Source organism: Salmonella sp. JXY0409-18 (assembly GCF_020268625.1).
Classification (GTDB): domain Bacteria; phylum Pseudomonadota; class Gammaproteobacteria; order Enterobacterales; family Enterobacteriaceae; genus Salmonella; species Salmonella enterica.
Map to the genome: position 1 here is coordinate 273984 of NZ_CP084216.1, position 16237 is coordinate 290220.

The following is a 16237-nucleotide window of genomic DNA, read 5'->3' on the forward strand; positions in this document are numbered from 1 at the left end:
TTCGCGCGTTGTGAAAGTATTGCAAGACGTGTTCGTATCATCAAACCGTCAACTGCGCAGGCCAGCATCGCCTGTGGGCAAGGTAGTAGTTTTGACCTGGCGTTATTTTTAATGAAAGGAACCATAATGAAACTACACATTACTGTACTGGCGTCATCTCTGGCGCTGGCGATGCCGGCACTGGCGAAAGATATTCCCCTGTCCCAGGCGGAGTCGATAGCGAAAAGCGTGACGCCCGACTCGGCGAGCGTCGCCTTTAATGACCTTGAGGCTCAATGGCTGACACAGTTGCGTAAGGCATTACAAGGCGATACCGCCGCGTTGACTCGCGACGCCCTGGCTCAGATGCGACAGAATTCCATCCAGGCGGATAATGCCTGGTTACAGGCTAGCGGTTATGATTTTCATACTACTGAGAATCAACAGATGGGGATTACCCTACTTTCCGCCTTCAATACATTGCCGGAAGCAGTATTGAAAGACAATCTGGCGACGGTGACGGCGATTAATCACGATGCCGATGTTAATACCCGTCACCAGGCGCTGGCGGATGCGGAAAGCGTGGAGTATCTCTATTTCCTGAGCGACGCAATGGGGCCACGGCTGGGGCGGGCATTTCTCGCCGCTTATGATAAAGGTGAGTTGGGCAAAGCGGCAGCGTTGATTAAAGCCTCGGAAGTCAGCACCGGCGCGGCGAAAAAATATTTTCATTACCCGCGTCCTTACCAGGTGCCGGGTAATACTATCCATTTGACGCCGGATGATGTGGTGGTAAAAGATGGTCATCCTTATACCGCAGGTGGCGGTGCTTTTCCCAGCGGACACACGAATACCGGTTATACGGATGCGCTGTTGATGGCGGAAATGATCCCGGAACGCTTTGATGCGCTGGTGATTCGTGGCGCGCGTTATGGCTATTCTCGCCTGGTCCTTGGCGTACACTATCCGCTGGATGTGATGGGCGCGCGGATGGTCGCGCAGCGTAATGTCGCGCATTATCTTAACGATCCGTATTATCGTACGTTATTCAACGAAGCTCGCGCTCAACTGCGCGAGGCGCTGGTGAAAGAGTGCGGTACGACGATTGTCGAATGCGCGGCATCGGCCGGAAAAGACGATCCGTACCGCGCTCCGGCTATGCATACCTTCTACCGCTTCACCATGACTTATAACCTGCCGCAACAGAAAGGCGAGCATCAGTCGTTGAAAATACCAAAAGGCGCCGATGTTCTGCTACAGACAGCGCTGCCGAACCTGTCGCCAGCGCAGCGTCAGGCGTTAATGGAAGAGACGGCGTTACCGGCAGGATATCCGTTGTCGGGCGAGACCGAGGATCAACAGTTCTGGCAGCGTCTGGATCTGTCCGCTGCTTACGAGATGGCGAGAAAAACGCGCTGACGTTGTCACCCGGCTTATAAAACGTAAGCCGGGATGATGTTAAAGGGGCGGCTTATTGCAGCGATACCCACGTCTGTACGCTGTCCATCATTGAAATTCCCCTTACTATCCCCCATTCTAGATCTCATCGCGAGAGCGCCAAAAGCGCGCTCCACTCACCTTCTTCTACAGGACTGCGCATATGACCAATCCATTACTAACGTCTTTTTCACTGCCGCCTTTTTCTGCAATTAAACCGGAGCATGTGGTGCCTGCGGTCACCAAAGCGTTGGCCGATTGCCGGGCGGCGGTAGAAGGCGTTGTGGCGCATGGCGCGCCGTATAGCTGGGAAAACCTCTGCCAGCCGTTGGCGGAAGCCGACGATGTTCTGGGGCGTATTTTCTCGCCAATTAGCCACTTAAACTCGGTGAAAAATAGCCCGGAGCTGCGTGAAGCCTACGAACAGACGCTGCCGCTGCTGTCGGAATACAGCACTTGGGTTGGGCAACATGAAGGACTGTACAACGCGTACCGCGACCTGCGCGACGGCGATCATTACGCCACGCTGAATACCGCGCAGAAGAAAGCGGTTGATAACGCGCTGCGTGATTTTGAACTGTCCGGCATCGGTCTGCCGAAAGAGAAACAGCAGCGTTACGGCGAAATCGCCACTCGCCTGTCTGAGCTGGGCAACCAGTACAGCAATAATGTGCTCGATGCCACCATGGGCTGGACGAAGCTCATCACCGACGAAGCCGAGCTGGCGGGAATGCCGGAAAGCGCGCTCGCCGCCGCTAAAGCCCAGGCGGAAGCCAAAGAGCAGGAAGGTTACCTGCTGACCCTGGATATCCCGAGCTATCTGCCGGTCATGACCTACTGCGACAACCAGGCGTTGCGCGAAGAGATGTATCGCGCCTATTCCACTCGCGCCTCCGACCAGGGGCCGAACGCCGGTAAGTGGGATAATAGCCCGGTGATGGAAGAAATTCTTGCGCTGCGCCATGAACTGGCGCAACTGCTGGGCTTCGAAAATTATGCCCATGAATCGCTGGCCACCAAGATGGCGGAAAATCCGCAGCAGGTGCTCGATTTCTTAACCGATCTGGCGAAACGCGCCCGTCCGCAGGGGGAAAAAGAGCTGGCCCAGCTGCGCGCCTTCGCCAAAGCCGAATTTGGCGTTGAGGAGCTGCAACCGTGGGATATCGCGTACTACAGTGAAAAGCAAAAACAGCACCTGTACAGCATCAGCGATGAGCAGCTACGCCCGTACTTCCCGGAAAACAAAGCCGTGAATGGCCTGTTTGAAGTGGTGAAACGTATTTACGGCATCACCGCCAAAGAGCGTACTGACGTTGATGTCTGGCACCCGGAAGTGCGTTTCTTTGAACTGTATGACGAAAATAACGAGCTGCGCGGCAGCTTCTACCTTGACCTGTACGCACGCGAACACAAACGCGGCGGGGCGTGGATGGACGACTGTGTCGGCCAGATGCGTAAGGCGGACGGCACATTGCAAAAGCCGGTCGCTTATCTGACCTGTAACTTCAACCGTCCGGTGAACGGTAAACCCGCTCTGTTTACCCATGACGAAGTGATCACCCTGTTCCACGAGTTTGGTCATGGCCTGCATCATATGCTGACCCGCATTGAGACCGCCGGGGTCTCCGGTATCAGCGGGGTGCCGTGGGACGCGGTCGAACTGCCAAGCCAGTTTATGGAAAACTGGTGCTGGGAGCCGGAAGCGCTGGCGTTTATCTCCGGCCACTATGAAACCGGCGAGCCGTTGCCGAAGGAACTGCTGGATAAAATGCTGGCGGCGAAAAACTATCAGGCGGCGCTGTTTATTCTGCGTCAGCTGGAGTTCGGTCTGTTTGATTTCCGTCTGCATGCGGAATTTAATCCGCAGCAAGGAGCGAAAATTCTTGAGACGCTCTTTGAAATTAAAAAACAGGTCGCCGTGGTGCCGTCACCGACATGGGGCCGCTTCCCACACGCGTTCAGCCATATCTTTGCTGGCGGCTATGCGGCAGGCTACTACAGCTATCTGTGGGCCGACGTACTGGCGGCGGACGCTTATTCCCGCTTTGAGGAGGAAGGCATTTTCAACCGTGAGACCGGTCAGTCGTTCCTTGATAACATCCTGACTCGCGGTGGTTCTGAAGAGCCGATGGAACTCTTTAAACGCTTCCGTGGCCGTGAACCACAACTGGACGCGATGCTGGAGCATTACGGGATTAAAGGCTGATTTTACGTGCAAATCTGCTTAATGGATGAAACGGGCGCCACAGACGGCGCCTTATCTGTTCTGGCTGCCCGCTGGGGACTGGAGCATGACGAAGACAACCCGATGGCGCTGGTATTGACGCCGCAACATCTGGAGCTGCGCAAGCGCGACGAACCGAAGCTCGGCGGTATTTTTGTCGATTTTGTCGGCGGCGCGATGGCCCATCGACGTAAGTTCGGCGGCGGGCGCGGCGAAGCGGTGGCGAAAGCCGTTGGTATCAAAGGCGATTATCTGCCGGACGTGGTTGATGCCACGGCCGGACTGGGGCGCGATGCGTTTGTGCTGGCGTCCGTCGGTTGCCGCGTGCGGATGCTGGAGCGTAATCCGGTGGTCGCCGCGTTGCTCGACGACGGTCTGACGCGCGGCTACGCCGATGCGGACATCGGTCCGTGGTTGCAGCAACGTTTGCAGTTGATTCATGCTTCCAGCCTGACGGCGTTAACCGATATCACGCCGCGCCCGCAGGTGGTCTACCTCGATCCGATGTTTCCTCACCGGCAGAAAAGCGCGCTGGTAAAGAAAGAGATGCGGGTATTTCAGTCGTTGGTGGGGCCGGATCTCGACGCCGACGGACTGCTGGAACCGGCGCGTCAGTTGGCGACCAAACGCGTGGTGGTCAAACGTCCCGATTATGCGCCGCCGCTGGCGGATGTCGCGACGCCCAACGCCATCGTTACCAAAGGGCATCGGTTTGATATTTATGCCGGAACCCCTCTGACGGAGTAACGGATTGCCCGATGGCGTTGCGCTTATCGGGCCTACGATTCTCAATTATTTGTAGGCCGGATAAGGCGTAAGCCGCATCCGGCACTGAGTATTACTGTTCGGTATCTGGCGTATTAATCATTCGGTTTAACCACGGCACCATAATGGCCATCACCACGGTGACCGCCAGCGTTACCAGACCAATTTTGCTAAAGACGCCGGTATAAATTGGCAGCGTCTGCAACGGATCGGTGATGTTTTCCGGTACGGCAGTGAAGGTCGCCACATAACCGCCGAGCAGGAAGGCGGCGGCCTGGGTCAGGAACCACATTCCCAGAATAAAGCCCATCAGATGCTGCGGCACCAGAGCGGCGACCATTGCCAGCCCCAGCGCGCTAATCAGCAGCTCGCCCAGACTCTGGAACAGATACACCAGCACGATAAACCACGGCGACGTCAATCCTTGCGCATCGGCAAACCACATCCCGGCGGCGGCGGCGGTCAGAAAACCCAGCGCGCAGAGGAACATGCCAAGCGTAAACTTCATCGGCATAGTCAGATCTTTGCCTTTGCTACCCAGTCGGGTGTAAATCGCTGCCAGTACCGGACTGGCGACGACCACCCAGAATGGGTTCAGCGCCTGAAAACTCACCGGGTTAATGGCGAATCCAAGAATTTCATGATGCACGTTATTAATCGCAAAGAAGTTCAGCGAGGTAGGCATCTGCGCATACAGAATGTAAAACAGCACGGCTTCAATCATCAGAATAAACGCCACGAACATTTTATTGCGGCCGGTTTTATCCAGACGAAACGCTTCGCGAAAGAAGAAAATAGTGACGACGATAGAAAGGATGATGAGCACCAGATTGGCAATCTTAACGTTGTGCATCAGCCAGGCGCAGAGGAAAATCATGACGATGGTGCCGAGCAGTACCAGCAGCAAATTGCGAAAACGTAGCGGTTTATGATCCGGTTCAGAACCGATATTTTTCACCATGCCACGGCAGGCGAAGTACACCAGAAGCGCAACAATTAAACCAGCGCCGCACAGATTATAGGTCACCGCATAGCCAAATTTATCGGCAATCACCGGCGCCAGCGATAGCGATAACAAAGAACCGATGTTAATCGACATATAAAACAGGGTGAAAGCGCCATCCAGCCGGGGATCTTTAGGCTGATAGCATTTAGAGAGCAGGCTGGCGGGATTGGCTTTAAATAACCCGTTGCCCACGGCAATCGTACCCAGTGCGATAAAAATCAGATCGGGATTTAATAGCGACATGCCGGTCATAAAATAGCCAATCGCCAGCACAATCGCGCCCAGGACCAGGGTGCGTTTAGTCCCTAACAGATGGTCGCCAACATAGCCGCCGATGGAGATCAGGCCATAAACCAGCGCCGCAAAAGCGCCAAAGGTAATAAAGGCCTGTTCCTGAGAAAAACCCAATTGTTTAACGAAAAAGACCGCCAGGATGCCCTGGACGCCGTAATAGCCAAATCGTTCCCATAATTCTACAAAAAAGATCATGAAGAATGGACGAGGTTGCTGCAGCAAGCCCGTAGGTGCAGTTGTATTCATATTCCTTCGCCTTTTAATGCCATCCCGAAACGTATGAGCGCGTATATCAAAACGCGCCGAAAAGACTTACCCTGATATAGACTGCGGTTATTAGCCTGATCAATAGGTTATTATACAAATGATACGCAAACTAATTAGTGGATCACACTAATTATGTTTGGTGTGATGGAATGATGTACTGAGTACTGCGAAGAAGGGGGGATAAACAAAACGCCCACCTAAGCGGGCGTTGTTGTTGAGAGCCGGAATTTGCCTGATGGTTCAGGCCAACCTGATTGACTATAGACCAGATGCGGTCTTAGCCGCCAGCCGGCACGGCAAGTATTACTCTTCTTCGTCGCGCAGCGGAACAATCAGCATGTCAACGTGAACGGTGTTGATCAGCTGGCGCGCAGAAGACATCAGTTTGCTCCAGAAGTCCTGGTGATGACCGCAAACGACCAGATCCATATCGTATTTCTTGATGGCGTCAACCAGCACCTGGCCCAAATCGCCGCTACCGCTCAGGGTTTCAGTGATAGGGTAGCCAGCGTTGGTAGACAGCTCGGTCAGCGCGTGGTGGGTTTCTTCGGAGATACGTTTCTGCATATCGCCCAGATTGACGTCAATCAGACCGGTGTACAGGTCTGAATAATTCACGTCAACGTGGATGAGGGAGATTTTCGCGTTGTAGGGGCGCGCCATAGAGACCGCTTTTTCAACCAGAACTTTACTTTCCGGGGAGAGATCAACTGCGATAAGAATGTGTTTATAAGCCATAGTGTTACTCCTTCCATAAGTTGTCGATGACCATTGAGCTACTGGCGTTTCTTATGCCGCCGCGTCACCCGCGTCCTGCGAACTCTATGCGCGGGGCTAGCTCAGCCGTTTACCATAACTATCCTTACATTATAGCGACCAGGATAATCCGTCAATCTGCCTTGCTTGCCAGCTAGTTAAACAAAATTTTCAGGGAATTGCATTGATAGTGATTAACCTTCTGGTAAAAAAATTAACTGATCTCCTACAATGTGTATAAGAGCCGTTCGAATGCGGAGCGCTAATATGGACGGCTTTCGTAGTACTCTTTCACTGATTGTCTGGCAGGGTATCGGGGAGCGGTAGTCCCGGAGAGGAACTCCGTGGGCGGGTCGCCGGGGAGGAGATATGATAAGCACCGTCTCACTATTCTGGGCTTTATGTGTCGTTTGCATTGTTAATATGGCGCGCTATTTCTCATCGCTACGCGCACTGTTAGTGGTACTTCGTGGTTGCGATCCTTTGCTCTATCAATATGTCGATGGCGGCGGCTTCTTTACCACGCATGGTCAGCCCAACAAACAGGTGCGCCTGGTATGGTATATCTACGCTCAGCGCTATCGCGATCATCATGATGAAGAATTTATTCGCCGTTGTGAACGCGTGCGCCGCCAGTTTCTGCTGACCAGCGCGTTATGCGGTTTGGTGGTGGTGAGCTTGATTGCGCTCATGATTTGGCACTGAATAAAAAAAGCGGGCCAGTTTCCTGACCCGCTTGTGTTAGATAAGCCATCCCGGATGACGCCGCTTGTAGCGGCCTGTCAGGCCTGTGTTGCTTCATTCTGACAGGCCGGATTAGCGACAGCGCTATCCGGCCCATTTGGCTTAAATAATCTTCAGGGAAAGCCAGTACAGCACGCCGGAAAGAATAATCGCCGCCGGTAACGTAAATACCCAGGCCATCAGAATGCTGGTCACGGTTTTACGCTGCAACCCGCCGCCATCAACGACCATGGTTCCCGCCACTGAAGAGGAGAGGACGTGAGTGGTAGAAACTGGCATACCGGTGTAGCTGGCAAGACCGATAGAGACTGCCGCCGTCATCTGCGCCGACATTCCCTGCGCATACGTCATGCCTTTTTTACCAATTTTCTCGCCGATAGTGGTCGCCACGCGACGCCAGCCGATCATCGTACCAATACCCAGCGCCAACGCCACTGCCATAATGATCCACACCGGCGCATACTCAATGGTGCTTAACATATCGGTCTTCAGCTTTTTCAGCAGGCGCTGGTCATCGCTGCTTACGCCAGGCAATTTCACGACTTTGTCGGTCGTGTCGGAAATGCACAGCATAATGCGACGCAACTGACTACGCTGTTCAACGCTTAACTTGTCGTAGCTTTCCACGTTTGCCAGCATCCCTTTCGCACGGTTAAGCGCGTTAATGGTGTTAGCCGGATGGCAGTGGAATTCAGTCGGTTCAGTCGCGCCCGGTTCCGGAGAGGGAATCAGTTGGTCAACGCCGGTGACGGCTTTCAGCAGGTCAGGACGCTGCTCAAAGTACGTTTCGACATTGTTGATAGCATCGCGCGTACGGGTGATTTCGTAGCTGGAGGCATTCATATTGACCACGAAACCCGCAGGCGCGACGCCAATCAGCACCAGCATGACCAGGCCAATGCCTTTCTGACCATCGTTCGCGCCATGCGAAAACGCCACGCCGATAGCTGAGAGGATCAGCGCGATACGCGTCCAGAACGGCGGCTTTTTCTTGCCGTCTTTCTTTTCACGTTCGGCTGGCGTCAGGTGGATACGGGCGCGTTTCTTAGTACCGCTCCAGTAGCGGCGCAGCAAGAAAATCAGACCGCCGGCGAATACCAGACCGACAATAGGGGAGATAATGAGTGAACCGAAAATATTGATAACTTTCGGGATGTTAAGCGCATCCACCACTGACGTGCCGGTCATCATCGCATTAGTTAAACCGATGCCGATAATGGCGCCAATCAGCGTGTGGGAACTGGACGCCGGCAACCCGAAATACCAGGTACCGAGGTTCCAGATAATCGCCGCCAGCAACATGGAAAAGACCATAGCGAGGCCGTGCGCGGAACCCATGTTGAGCAGGAGATCCGTCGGTAGCATATGCACAATGGCATACGCCACGCTGAGACCTCCCAGCAAAACGCCAAAAAAGTTAAACACCGCCGCCATGACAACCGCCAGCTGCGAACGCATCGCACGGGTGTAAATCACGGTTGCGACTGCATTGGCTGTGTCATGGAAGCCGTTAATCGCTTCGTAGAACAGCACAAAAGCCAGAGCAAGCAATAATAAAAGCCCGGTATGTAAATCCAGGCCAGCAAACAAATGTAGCATAGGACGTTACGCCATTTTGAGGACATGAACGCGGCGCATTATCAGTGACTTTGGCGGCGCGGGCAAAGTGAAATATAGACTTTTTTTGATGTACTTCGTGCTTTGTTTGATATCACTAAAGAATTATCTTATATATTTCAGATAAATACCATTTTCAGGCGCTTTTCGCGCTGGTGCGACCACTGAGGAAACTTTACAATTCCCGCCCGAATTTGAGAGAGGAAGGCGACGTGGAAAGGTTTGATGCCGTTATTATAGGCGCTGGCGCAGCGGGCATGTTTTGCGCCGCGCAGGCAGGACAGGCGGGTAGCCGCGTGCTGCTCGTCGATAATGGCAAGAAGCCAGGACGTAAAATCCTCATGTCCGGCGGTGGCCGCTGCAACTTTACTAATCTTTATGTTGAGCCTGCTGCGTATTTGAGCCAGAACCCCCATTTTTGCAAATCAGCATTAGCCCGCTATACCCAGTGGGACTTTATCGATCTGGTCGGCAGGTATGGGATAGCCTGGCATGAGAAAACGCTGGGACAGCTTTTTTGCGATGATTCCGCCCAACGCATTGTCGATATGCTGGTTGCCGAGTGCGACAAAGGCGGCGTAACGATGCGCCTGCGTAGCGAGGTACTGAGCGTCGAGCGTGATGAGTCGGGTTTCATACTGGCGCTGAACGGCGAGACGGTGACTACGCAAAAGCTGGTGATTGCCAGCGGCGGCCTGTCGATGCCGGGGCTTGGCGCATCGCCGTTTGGCTATAAAATCGCCGAACAGTTTGGTCTCAAGGTGTTGCCGACGCGCGCCGGGCTGGTGCCCTTTACGCTGCATAAGCCGCTGTTAGAACAGCTCCAGACGCTGTCTGGCGTCTCTGTGCCCTGCGTGATTACCGCCCGCAATGGCACGGTATTTCGGGAAAACCTACTTTTTACCCATCGTGGGCTGTCCGGCCCCGCTGTTTTACAGATTTCCAGCTACTGGCAACCGGGCGAGTTAGTGAGCATTAACTTATTGCCGGACCTCTCGCTGGAAGACGTTCTCAATGAACAGCGTAACGCGCACCCGAACCAGAGTCTGAAGAACACGCTGGCGATGCATTTGCCGAAACGGTTGGTGGAGTGTTTACAACAGTTGGGGCACATCCCGGATGTATCGCTCAGGCAGTTGAACGTTCGTGACCAGCAGGCGTTAGTTGACACGCTTACGGCCTGGCAAGTGCAGCCTAACGGCACCGAAGGCTATCGGACAGCGGAAGTGACGCTGGGCGGCGTGGATACAAACGAACTATCATCGCGGACTATGGAAGCGCGCCGCGTGCCGGGTCTCTATTTTATCGGCGAAGTGATGGACGTCACCGGCTGGTTGGGCGGCTATAACTTCCAGTGGGCGTGGTCGAGCGCCTGGGCCTGCGCGCAGGATTTGGCGGCAAAACGCTAAGTACCATTACAAACAATAAGCGAATAGACATCCCGGACAGAGGTGTTAGTATCGATTTATAGCAGTTATGAGTATGCGTGTTTCATTTACGGCCAGGAACGCTGATGATGACAACATTACTCCCTCTTTTCCGGGTACCTACATCATTCACTCCCTTTGACGGCGAGCGCTTCATCGGCGTCTGTTCGTCGTCTGGCCCCTTTTCTTTTTTCATTCTTATCCCGGATGGAAACCCCCGCTGAGCGCACGCCCGGCGGACTTTGTGACACGCATGGTTAGACAACAGGGATTACGGCGGGTCGATTATGGACAAAATGAAGCGTCATCTGGTGTGGTGGGGAGCGGGGATTCTTGTGGCGGTGGCCGCGATAGCCTGGTGGATGCTGCGCCCTGCGGGAATACCGGAGGGGTTTGCCGCCAGCAACGGCAGAATTGAAGCCACCGAAGTGGATATTGCCACTAAGATTGCCGGGCGTATTGATACCATCCTCGTTTCGGAAGGGCAGTTCGTTCGTCAGGGCGAGGTGCTGGCGAAAATGGATACCCGCGTGCTGCAGGAGCAGCGGCTGGAGGCGATTGCGCAGATTAAAGAGGCCGAGAGCGCAGTTGCCGCCGCCCGCGCCTTGCTGGAGCAACGCCAGAGTGAAATGCGCGCCGCGCAGTCGGTCGTCAAACAGCGGGAAGCTGAGCTGGACTCCGTCTCTAAACGTCACGTGCGTTCCCGTTCGCTGTCGCAGCGTGGCGCGGTATCTGTACAACAGTTAGATGACGATCGCGCGGCGGCGGAAAGCGCGCGCGCCGCCCTGGAGACCGCCAAAGCGCAGGTATCTGCGGCAAAAGCGGCGATTGAGGCGGCGCGTACCAGTATTATCCAGGCGCAAACGCGCGTGGAAGCGGCGCAGGCGACCGAGCGGCGTATTGTCGCCGACATCGACGACAGCGAATTAAAAGCGCCGCGCGATGGACGCGTGCAGTACCGCGTTGCGGAGCCGGGCGAAGTGTTATCGGCTGGCGGCCGGGTGTTGAACATGGTCGATCTTAGCGACGTTTATATGACATTTTTCCTGCCGACCGAACAGGCGGGGTTGTTGAAGATCGGCGGCGAAGCGCGACTGGTGCTGGACGCCGCGCCGGATCTGCGTATTCCGGCGACGATCAGTTTTGTCGCCAGCGTGGCGCAGTTCACGCCCAAAACCGTGGAAACCCACGATGAACGGTTAAAGCTGATGTTCCGCGTCAAAGCGCGTATTCCGCCAGAGCTGCTGCGACAGCATCTGGAATATGTCAAAACCGGTTTGCCGGGAATGGCCTGGGTTCGTCTGGATGAGCGCGTGCCCTGGCCTGACGCTCTAAGCGTGAGGCTGTCGCAATGACGTCGCTGACGCTGGTGCCTGTTCCTCCCGTGGCGCAGCTTGAGGGGGTGAGCCAGCATTACGGAAAAACGGTCGCGCTGAACAATATCACGCTGGACATTCCCGCCCGTAGTATGGTCGGGCTGATTGGTCCGGACGGGGTGGGTAAGTCGAGCCTGCTGTCGCTGATTTCTGGCGCGCGGGTGATTGAGCAAGGGAACGTTATCGTCCTGGGCGGCGATATGCGCGATGCGAAACATCGCCGCGACGTCTGTCCGCGCATCGCCTGGATGCCGCAGGGGCTGGGGAAAAACCTTTATCACACGTTATCGGTTTATGAGAACGTCGATTTTTTCGCTCGTCTCTTTGGTCATGACAAAGCTGAACGCGAAGCGCGTATTACCGAGCTGCTGAACAGCACCGGCCTGGCGCCGTTTCGTGACCGTCCTGCCGGGAAGCTGTCCGGTGGGATGAAACAAAAGCTGGGGTTGTGCTGTGCGCTGATTCATGACCCGGAATTGCTGATTCTTGATGAGCCTACCACCGGCGTGGACCCGCTCTCCCGCGCTCAGTTCTGGGACTTAATCGACAGTATCCGCCAACGGCAGACCAATATGAGCGTGTTGGTCGCAACGGCCTATATGGAAGAGGCGGAGCGTTTTGACTGGCTGGTGGCGATGAATGCGGGCGAGGTACTGGCAACCGGCAGCGCGCAGCAACTGCGGGCAAAAACCCATAGCGCGACGCTGGAACAGGCGTTTATCGCCCTGTTGCCAGAAGCGCAGCGCCAGGCGCATAAGCCAGTGGTGATCCCGCCGTATCACGCTGAGCAGGAAGAGATTGCCATTGAGGCGAAAGATCTGACCATGCGCTTCGGTAAGTTCGTCGCGGTTGACCATGTTAATTTCCGCATTCCGCGCGGCGAGATTTTTGGCTTCCTTGGTTCAAACGGTTGCGGCAAATCGACCACCATGAAAATGCTGACCGGTCTGCTTCCCGCCAGCGAAGGCCAGGCCTGGCTATTTGGCCAGCCGGTAGACCCGAACGACATCGATACCCGTCGCCGGGTCGGGTATATGTCGCAGGCTTTTTCGCTCTATAACGAACTCACCGTGCGGCAGAATCTGGAACTTCATGCCCGCCTGTTTCATATTCCGCCAGCGGAGATCCCGGCGCGCGTCGCGCAGATGATCGAACGCTTTATGCTAACGGAGGTGGAAGATACGCTCCCCGCTTCGTTGCCGCTCGGTATCCGCCAGCGTTTATCGCTGGCGGTAGCGGTGATCCATCGCCCGGAAATGCTGATTCTTGATGAGCCAACGTCCGGCGTTGATCCGGTCGCCAGGGATATGTTCTGGCAGCTTATGGTCGATCTTTCGCGTCAGGATAAGGTGACGATTTTTATCTCGACCCATTTTATGAACGAAGCGGAACGTTGCGACCGAATGTCATTGATGCACGCCGGTAAAGTGCTCGCCAGCGGTACGCCGCAGGAATTGGTGCAACAGCGGGGCGCGGCCAATCTGGAGGCGGCGTTTATTTCCTGGCTACAGGAAGCTGCGGGAGCGGCTCCTGAAACCCCAATACCGCCATCCCAGACGCCCGCCGCGTCAGGTAAACCGTCGCGGCAGGGATTGAGCTTCCGGCGTTTGTTCAGCTACAGTCGCCGCGAAGCGCTGGAGCTACGCCGCGATCCGGTACGCTCGACGCTGGCGCTGCTGGGAACGGTAATTCTGATGCTGATTATGGGCTATGGCATCAGTATGGACGTGGAGAACCTGCGTTTTGCCGTACTCGACCGCGATCAAACCGTCAGCAGCCAGGCATGGTCGCTCAATCTGGCGGGATCGCGCTATTTTATCGAACAGCCGCCGCTCGCCAGCTATGACGAGCTTGACCGGCGGATGCGTTCGGGAGAGTTGGCGGTTGCCATTGAGATCCCGCCTAATTTTGGCCGCGATATTGCTCGCGGTACGCCAGCGCAGATTGGCGTCTGGGTGGATGGCGCCATGCCCAGCCGCGCCGAGACGGTGAAGGGGTACGTTCAGGCGATGCACCAAAGCTGGCTGCAGGAGGCGGCAAGTCGTCAGCCGAACCCGGTTAAACAGACCGGGCTGCTCAACATTGAAACGCGCTATCGTTATAACCCGGATGTGAAAAGTCTGCCCGCTATCGTTCCGGCGGTCATTCCGCTGCTGCTCATGATGATCCCGTCAATGCTTAGCGCCCTGAGCGTGGTGCGGGAGAAAGAGCTGGGGTCGATGATTAATCTGTACGTAACGCCGACGACGCGCAGCGAATTTTTGCTGGGTAAACAACTGCCGTATATCGCGCTGGGTATGCTGAACTTCTTGCTACTGTGCGCGCTGTCGGTCTTTGTGTTCGGCGTGCCGCTGAAAGGCAGCTTTCTCACGCTTACCCTCGCGGCGCTACTTTACGTCATCATCGCCACCGGTCTGGGGCTGCTGATCTCTACGTTTATGAAGAGCCAAATCGCCGCTATTTTTGGGACGTCGATTATTACCCTCATTCCGGCAACACAATTTTCCGGCATGATCGATCCGGTGGCTTCGCTGGAAGGACCGGGAAGATGGATCGGCGAGATCTACCCGACCAGCCATTTTCTGACGATCGCGCGTGGGACGTTTTCCAAAGCGTTGGATCTGTCCGATCTCTGGCCGTTATTTATGCCGTTACTGATTGCCGTCCCGGTGGTGATGGGTCTGAGCATTCTGCTGCTGAAAAAACAGGAGGGGTAATGCGCGGATTATGTAATATTTATAACCTCGGCGTTAAAGAACTGCGCAGTCTGCTGGGCGACAAAGCGATGCTGTCGCTGATCGTCTTCGCCTTTACGATTTCGGTTTACTCCTCCGCTACCGTCCTGCCCGGTTCGTTGCATCTTGCCCCTATCGCCATCGCCGATATGGATCAGTCACAGTTGTCGAACCGTATTGTGAATAGTTTTTACCGCCCGTGGTTTCTGCCGCCGGAGATGATTACGGCAACGGAAATGGATGCCGGACTGGATGCCGGACGCTATACCTTTGCGGTCAATATTCCGCCGAATTTCCAGCGTGATGTGCTGGCCGGACGTCAGCCTGATATTCAGGTTAACGTCGATGCGACGCGCATGAGCCAGGCGTTTACCGGCAACAGTTATATCCAGAATATTATTAGCGGCGAGGTCAACAGCTTTGTGGCGCGCGCGCGGGGAGATAACGTTCAGCCGGTGTCGCTGGAGATTCGGATGCGCTTTAACCCGAATCTGGACCCGGCGTGGTTTGGCGGCGTGATGGCGATTATCAACAACATTACCATGCTGGCGATAGTGCTGACCGGATCGGCGCTGATCCGCGAGCGAGAACACGGCACGGTAGAGCATCTGTTGGTGATGCCGGTCACGCCCTTTGAGATCATGATGGCAAAAGTATGGTCGATGGGGCTGGTCGTGCTGGTGGTTTCCGGTTTGTCTTTGATGCTGATGGTGAAAGGCGTACTTGGCGTACCGATTGAAGGATCGATCCCATTGTTTATGTTGGGCGTAGCGCTGAGCCTGTTCGCCACCACTTCAATTGGGATTTTTATGGGCACCATCGCCCGTTCGATGCCGCAACTGGGGTTATTAATGATTCTGGTACTGTTACCGCTACAAATGCTTTCCGGCGGTTCCACGCCGCGCGAAAGTATGCCGCAGGCGGTGCAGGATATTATGCTGACCATGCCGACGACGCATTTTGTCAGCCTTGCCCAGGCTATTCTTTATCGCGGCGCAGGTTTGAGCATCGTCTGGCCGCAGTTCCTGACCCTGCTGGCGATAGGCGGCGTGTTCTTCCTGATAGCGCTGTTACGCTTCAGAAAAACGATTGGCACGATGGCGTGAACACTATTGCCGGAGGGCGGCTGCGCCTCATCCGGCCTACAAACGACGACGTGCGAGCGTAGGCCGGGCAAGCGAAGCGCCCCCGGCAAGGCGCTGGGGCGTTAGTCTTCTTTCGGCAAACACTGCAAGTGGCCGTGGCGCACGCCGCGCTGGGCGATAACATCATCGGCAAAATGCTGTACGTCGCCCATATCGCCCTTCAGAACGGCGATCTCCAGACAGTCATCGTGGTTGATATGGACGTGCAGCGTGGCGACGGATAAATCATGATGATGATGCTGGGTGGAGACGATGCGGCTGGCTAAATCCCGTTTCTCATGTTCATAAACATATGAAAGTACCGCGAAACCCTGTGTACCGTGTTCCTGGGTGGCCTCCTGCGCCAGAGCGCCGCGCAAAATATCACGGATCGCTTCGGAGCGATTGTTATAGCCGCGTCGCTGGCTCAGGCTGTCCAGCGTTTCCAGTAAATCGTCATCGAGGGTGATGGTGACACGTTGCATC

General features: G+C 55.3%; 12 protein-coding genes. 8 read left to right on the plus strand and 4 right to left on the minus strand.

All coding sequences use genetic code 11. From position 1 onward, the window contains the following. Positions 1-126: 126 nt before the first annotated feature. From LDB27_RS01255 to rsmJ, 3 genes are all read left to right on the plus strand, one after another. Positions 127-1398 (plus strand): acid phosphatase, encoded by a 1272-nt coding sequence (locus LDB27_RS01255; protein ID WP_000766149.1) that lies wholly within the window; start codon positions 127-129, stop codon positions 1396-1398. Positions 1399-1579: 181 nt separating this feature from the next. Beyond that, positions 1580-3622: an oligopeptidase A gene (prlC, locus tag LDB27_RS01260; protein ID WP_000184178.1), complete on the plus strand. Its 2043-nt coding sequence runs from the start codon at positions 1580-1582 to the stop codon at positions 3620-3622. 6 nt (positions 3623-3628) lie between these two features. Next, positions 3629-4387, plus strand: a complete 759-nt coding sequence (gene rsmJ / locus LDB27_RS01265; protein WP_001165130.1) for a 16S rRNA (guanine(1516)-N(2))-methyltransferase RsmJ — start codon at positions 3629-3631, stop codon at positions 4385-4387. Positions 4388-4478: 91 nt separating this feature from the next. Here rsmJ and dtpB read toward each other — a convergent pair whose 3' ends face one another. Both dtpB and uspA read right to left on the minus strand, forming a co-directional pair. Further along, positions 4479-5951: a dipeptide/tripeptide permease DtpB gene (dtpB, locus tag LDB27_RS01270; protein ID WP_001098268.1), complete on the minus strand. Its 1473-nt coding sequence runs from the start codon at positions 5949-5951 to the stop codon at positions 4479-4481. A gap of 324 nt (positions 5952-6275) precedes the next feature. Continuing rightward, on the minus strand, positions 6276-6710 hold the full coding sequence (gene uspA, locus LDB27_RS01275; RefSeq protein ID WP_000323565.1) for a universal stress protein UspA: 435 nt from the start codon (positions 6708-6710) through the stop codon (positions 6276-6278). A gap of 387 nt (positions 6711-7097) precedes the next feature. On the opposite strand from uspA, the gene uspB reads away from it, so the two are divergent. Beyond that, positions 7098-7433 carry a universal stress protein UspB gene (gene uspB / locus LDB27_RS01280; RefSeq protein WP_000626193.1) on the plus strand — a complete coding sequence of 112 codons (336 nt, stop codon included), beginning with the start codon at positions 7098-7100 and terminating at the stop codon, positions 7431-7433. Positions 7434-7574: 141 nt separating this feature from the next. Here uspB and pitA read toward each other — a convergent pair whose 3' ends face one another. Next, positions 7575-9071, minus strand: coding sequence for an inorganic phosphate transporter PitA (pitA, locus tag LDB27_RS01285; protein ID WP_000902764.1), 1497 nt, complete (start codon positions 9069-9071; stop codon positions 7575-7577). Positions 9072-9301: 230 nt separating this feature from the next. On the opposite strand from pitA, the gene LDB27_RS01290 reads away from it, so the two are divergent. The 4 genes from LDB27_RS01290 (at position 9302) to LDB27_RS01305 (ending at position 15733) form a co-directional block, all read left to right on the plus strand. Beyond that, the gene (locus tag LDB27_RS01290) at positions 9302-10498 is read left to right on the plus strand and encodes an NAD(P)/FAD-dependent oxidoreductase (RefSeq protein ID WP_000439244.1); all 1197 of its coding nucleotides are present in this window, start codon (positions 9302-9304) and stop codon (positions 10496-10498) included. 305 nt (positions 10499-10803) lie between these two features. Continuing rightward, a complete protein-coding gene (locus LDB27_RS01295) occupies positions 10804-11871 on the plus strand; it encodes an HlyD family secretion protein (protein ID WP_000359836.1) in 1068 nt (355 codons plus the stop codon). Beyond that, on the plus strand, positions 11868-14609 hold the full coding sequence (rbbA, locus tag LDB27_RS01300) for a ribosome-associated ATPase/putative transporter RbbA (protein ID WP_000202930.1): 2742 nt from the start codon (positions 11868-11870) through the stop codon (positions 14607-14609). The genes LDB27_RS01295 and rbbA overlap by 4 nt, the downstream gene beginning before the upstream one ends. Next, on the plus strand, positions 14609-15733 hold the full coding sequence (locus LDB27_RS01305; protein WP_001214468.1) for an ABC transporter permease: 1125 nt from the start codon (positions 14609-14611) through the stop codon (positions 15731-15733). Before rbbA ends, LDB27_RS01305 begins: the two co-directional genes overlap by 1 nt. Before the next feature lie 101 nt (positions 15734-15834). Here LDB27_RS01305 and nikR read toward each other — a convergent pair whose 3' ends face one another. Further along, on the minus strand, positions 15835-16236 hold the full coding sequence (gene nikR / locus LDB27_RS01310; protein WP_001190057.1) for a nickel-responsive transcriptional regulator NikR: 402 nt from the start codon (positions 16234-16236) through the stop codon (positions 15835-15837). Between the last annotated feature and the right edge of the window lies 1 nt (position 16237).